Here is a 4,657-nt window from a genome sequence, read left to right on the forward strand (position 1 = left end):
CAAAAGCGCCAGGGGCACGACAGTGGTTTTGCCGGCACCGGGAGGCGCCACCAACACGGCCGCCCGATGACGGTCGAGGGCCGCCTCCAGGGAGGGCAGAACCGTTTCAATGGGAAGCGAAGAGGTGCTGCTGGTTTGCGGATTATCGTGGGTCATGGTGATTGATGCATTAGCATATTTCAATACGCCTTTCACCTCGCATCATATCGGCGATAAAGCTTCAAGATCGCTCACTGCCAGCCGATAATCCTCAACAGCCGGAAGCGTGCCGGCGTTTAGAGGAAGGCGTTATCCATTGGCAAGGGGGTGTCCAAGCGTATGCGGCGTGTTTTTTTCATTCTGATGGTCGTTTTCGTGACGGGCTTCAAACCCGCTCACGCCGAAACGATCCGTTTCATTCCGCTGCCCATGCAGAATCGCGAGACGGTGTTCGGTCAATTCAAACCCATGACCGACTATCTCGAGCAGCGCCTTGAAGTGAAAATCGTCTACGACTACTGCGACAGCTATGCCGATGTACTCGAACGCTTTCGGCAGTCCCGGGTGGATCTGGCCTACCTGGGGCCGTTGCCCTATGTCGAGCTGCGGGCGACCTTCGCCCATGCCGAGCCGATTGTGCGCTTTTGCGAAAGCAGTGGCCGGGCCGAATATACCTGTGCCCTGGTTTCGTTCATGGACAATGTTTTCGACCCCCAATCGGCCCATCACCGTCGCATCGCGCTGACCCAGCCGTTCTCCACCTGCAGCTACCTCTCCACCTCCCGGCTGATGCACTGGATGGGCAGCAATATCGAACAGAATCTGTACCGTTACCTGAAGAAACACGATGAAGTGGCGCTATCGGTCATCCGCGGGGATTTCGATGCCGGTGGCCTCAAAACCGCCATTGCGTGCAAATACGCCCACATGGGGCTGAATATCGTAGCCGAAACCCTGCCCCTGCCGGGCTTCGCGCTGGTGGGCAACACCCGGACTGGCGCCGCAACGGATCGCAGAGATCCGTGACGTGTTGACGGCGCTCGCGCCCGACGGTCCCGACGGGGTGTTGTTGCAGGCCTGGGGAAACAACATCCGCCATGGCGCGGTGCCGGCCGCGGATGCCGACTATCAGGCGGTGCGGGAAATGATCGAAGCTATCCAGATTCCCATGAAGGGCAATTTCTGATGACACCGCGTGCGCAACGGCTGATGGATAATACCCCCTTCGTCGTGCTGGTGCTCGGCTCGGTGGCCATGGGTTTGGCCATTTTCCTGTATTTCAACCGTATCCACAAGCAGGATGCGCATAACGCACAGCAGCAACAGATCCTGACCACCGCCTTTGAGGCCAGCATCGAGATGTACCGGGTCGCCATGGATGGCTTCTACGCCAACATCATCAGCCGCCCGGATATCCTCAAAGTCTTCGACGACGGGGTGACATCCACCGGGGCGCAGCGCGCATTGGCCAAGGGTCGGCTCTACCGCTGGCTTTATCCCCAGTACGCGGCCATGCGGGCCAACAACCTGTTGCAGCTGCATTTTCATCAGGCCGATGGTACCAGCTACCTGCGTTTTCATCAACCCGACCGCTACGGCGATTCCCTTCTGGATTTTCGTCATACGGTGCAGCTGGCCAACGCCGAGAAACGGCTGGTGTATGGCTTCGAGGTTGGCAAGTCAGGTTCCAGTTTCCGCTATGTCTATCCGATGCTCTGGCAGGGGCGACACCTGGGCAGCGTCGAGGCCAGTGTAACGCCTCGGGCCATTCGCGATAGCATGGCCCGGTTGCTGCCCAACCGGGAGTATCAGTTCCTGCTCCATCGTCAGCATACCCTGCCCTGTCTTTTCGAGGATCAGCGCTGGCGCTATCAATCTGCCGTGATTCACCCTGATTTCGTTATCGAGCGCGATGGCAACGGGCCGGGGGAAAACATGCCGAACCTCTCCGGCGGGGCCACATCGATCAACGCCCAATTGCGAGACGATCCCACGGTGCAGTCGGCCATGACGCGTGGGGTTGCCGCCACCCTGGGAATTCAAACCGGATCGCGTTACTTTCTGGTGACCCTGCTTCCGGTCCGTGACGTGGCGCATCATCTCAGTGCCTATCTGATCGCCTATACCCCCGACCGGTTTCTCGCGACCATCCGGGATGAGTTCATCATCTACATGCTCACGGCGGCCATGGCCCTGGGATTGATCGCGACCCTCGTGATGGGGTTGCGCCGGCGGACCGCCGCTTTGGTTCGCGAGCAGCGCAACCTTCAGGTGATGACCGATACCCTGGCCCAGGGGGTCTATGTGATGGATGTCCAGGGCGTTATTCTACGGATCAATCCGGCGGCTTGCCGCATGCTCGGCTATGCGGCCGACGATCTGGTCGGCCAGTCCGCCCACAGCTGGTTTTTCAGCAAACCTTGCAGCGAAGATGCCTGCGGACGGTCATGCGCGTTTTGCCAGCGGATCAGCCGGGGACAACCGTACGACGGCGAAGAGGACTACATCACCAAGGACGGCTCCGTTCTGGCCGTCGAAGTGGCCAGCCGGCCGATTTTGGAAAAGGGGACGGTCATCGGTGCGGTGACGGCGTTTCAGGACATCACCGAGCGTAAACGGATGGAGGCCACGCTACGGGAAAAGGGGCTGATTCAGCGTACGCTCATGGAAGGCATGCCGGTGGGACTGGTGATTGTCGACGCCGAAACGCGTTTGATCGAGAGGGTCAATCCCACGGCGGCCAAGCTTTTCGGCTGGGATGTGGAAAAGATTATCGGCAACCGCTGCCACCAGTTCCTCTGCCCGGCCGAGGAAGGCCAGTGCCCGATCATGGACTGCGGCCAGACGGTGGACAGTTCCGACCGCGTTTTGATCCAGCATGACGGCGCCCATCTGCCGGTGTTGAAAACCGTCAACCGCATTGTCATCCAGGGACGGGAAAAGCTTCTGGAGTGTTTCATCGACATCAGCAGCCGGATCGCCGCCGAGGAAGCCTTGAAACGCGTCAATCAGGAACTGACGTCGGCCATTGTCCAGGCCAAAATCTTGGCCAAGGAGGCCAAGGCGGCCAACCGTTCAAAAAGTGTTTTCCTGGCCAACATGAGCCACGAAATCCGCACCCCGCTGAATGCCATCCTGGGATACTCCCAACTGCTCCAGCAGGATCCGTCCCTCTCTGCCGAGCACCTCGAGCAGGTGCGCACGATCAACCGCAGCGGGGATCACCTGCTGGGGTTGATCAACGGCGTGCTGGAGATGTCCAAGATCGAAGCCGGGCATGTCCGGCTCCAGAATGCCCCTATGAATCTCGATCGGTTGCTCAATGATGTCCAGTCGATGTTCCAATTGGCTTGCCAGAAAAAACGCCTGAACTTCAGGATGACCAGCAGCGGGGGGCTGCCGGGCCCGATCGTCGCCGACCAGGGCAAGATTCGCCAGATTCTGGTCAACCTGCTGGCCAATGCGGTCAAGTTTACCGATCATGGAGAGGTCTCTTTGCACACGCGTATTCTGGCCGGCGGGCCAGAGCACTGGCGCATCACCATTGACGTGGCCGATACCGGCGCCGGGATCGCGCCCGCCGAGCAGGCACGCTTGTTCCAGGCGTTCGAGCAGACCGCCAGCGGCCAACGCGCGGCGGAGGGAACCGGGCTGGGACTGTCCATCAGCCGCGCCTATGCCCGCAGCATGGAGGGCGACCTGGTGTTGCTGCACAGCGAAAGCGAACAGGGGCGGTGTTCCGCTTTACCTTTCCGGCCGGCCGTGCGCTGCTTCTCGACAATGCCGCCGATTCCCATGACAACCTACCTCAGGTCAAGGGGCTGCAACCCGGCCAGCCACCCGTTCACGTTCTGATCGTCGAGGACGACCCGGTCAGCCGCCAACTGCTTCAACGGTTCCTGACTCAAATCGGATTCGCGGTGCAAGCGGTCGATAGCGGCGAGGCCGCCCTGGCCCAGGTGGTCGATTCCCCCCCGGACGTGGTGCTCATGGATGTACGCCTGCCGGGGATCGACGGGTACGAGGCGTCCCGACAGCTGCGCCGCTTGCCCGGCGGCACGAAGTTGCGCATCATTGTGGTAACGGCCAGCGGCGTCACCACCGATGAGATCCGTCAACAGGCCATTGACGCCGGTGTGGACGATTATATCGCCAAGCCGTATAATATCGCCGAATTCCTCCACAAGATCCAACACCTGTGCAACCTTACCTACGTATACAGCCATGCCGTATCGCAGCCGGCGGCATCCGATCCCCCGCCGCGGCCTGGATCGGCCATGGCCGAGGGCCTGCCCGGTGCGTTGCGCGAGGCTCTCCAGGAGGCCATCGAGCTTGGCGACATGACCCAGTTCGAGCATTTGCTGGTAGACGTGGCGCAAATCGACACGGGTCTGAAGGAACACCTGGGACAACTCTCCCTGCGGTTTGCGTACACGGAGCTGCTGGAACTCTTGGCGTCACTTCCGGCGGCAAGCGACAGCCCCGGTCATCCATCGCTGCATTCGGCAAGTTAAGGAGCCATACATGCATTCCGAAACCATTATGGTTATTGATGATACACCTGAAAATCTTCAAATCCTGAGTTCCATGCTGCGGCAACGGGGATATGGCGTGGCCGCCTTTCCACGGGGCCGGATGGCACTGGTGGCGGCGGAGCGGAAACGACCGGACCTGATCC

5 protein-coding genes are annotated in these 4,657 nt (G+C 60.3%); 4 read left to right on the forward strand and 1 reads right to left on the reverse strand.

Annotation, left to right across the window (positions count from 1 at the left end):
- Window positions 1-183 (reverse strand): hypothetical protein (locus JCM12296_RS39345; RefSeq protein WP_157068108.1); only part of this gene is annotated, 183 nt, incomplete at its 3' end.
- Window positions 184-318: 135 nt separating this feature from the next.
- On the opposite strand from JCM12296_RS39345, the gene JCM12296_RS32440 reads away from it, so the two are divergent.
- From JCM12296_RS32440 to JCM12296_RS46555, 4 genes are read left to right on the forward strand one after another with little or no spacing between them, the layout of a single operon-like run.
- Window positions 319-1,005 (forward strand): PhnD/SsuA/transferrin family substrate-binding protein, encoded by a 687-nt coding sequence (locus tag JCM12296_RS32440; RefSeq protein ID WP_054701813.1) that lies wholly within the window; start codon window positions 319-321, stop codon window positions 1,003-1,005.
- A gap of 1 nt (window position 1,006) precedes the next feature.
- The gene (locus tag JCM12296_RS39350; RefSeq protein WP_157068109.1) at window positions 1,007-1,165 is read left to right on the forward strand and encodes a hypothetical protein; all 159 of its coding nucleotides are present in this window, start codon (window positions 1,007-1,009) and stop codon (window positions 1,163-1,165) included.
- Window positions 1,165-3,834 carry a PAS domain S-box protein gene (locus tag JCM12296_RS32445; protein WP_054701815.1) on the forward strand — a complete coding sequence of 890 codons (2,670 nt, stop codon included), beginning with the start codon at window positions 1,165-1,167 and terminating at the stop codon, window positions 3,832-3,834. Before JCM12296_RS39350 ends, JCM12296_RS32445 begins: the two co-directional genes overlap by 1 nt.
- Before the next feature lie 53 nt (window positions 3,835-3,887).
- Entirely contained in the window at window positions 3,888-4,493 is a 606-nt protein-coding gene (locus JCM12296_RS46555; RefSeq protein WP_246805226.1) for a response regulator, read from the forward strand.
- The last annotated feature ends 164 nt before the right edge of the window (window positions 4,494-4,657 follow it).

It is taken from the genome of Desulfosarcina cetonica JCM 12296, assembly GCF_001311845.1.
GTDB classification, from domain to species: Bacteria; Desulfobacterota; Desulfobacteria; order Desulfobacterales; family Desulfosarcinaceae; genus Desulfosarcina; species Desulfosarcina cetonica.

What these genes read in the sequence shown, in the direction of transcription:
- JCM12296_RS32440 (WP_054701813.1), top strand. Translation starts at nt 319, where the DNA reads ATGCGGCGTGTTTTTTTCATTCTGATGGTCGTTTTCGTGACGGGCTTC.
- JCM12296_RS32445 (WP_054701815.1), top strand. Translation starts at nt 1,165, where the DNA reads ATGACACCGCGTGCGCAACGGCTGATGGATAATACCCCCTTCGTCGTG.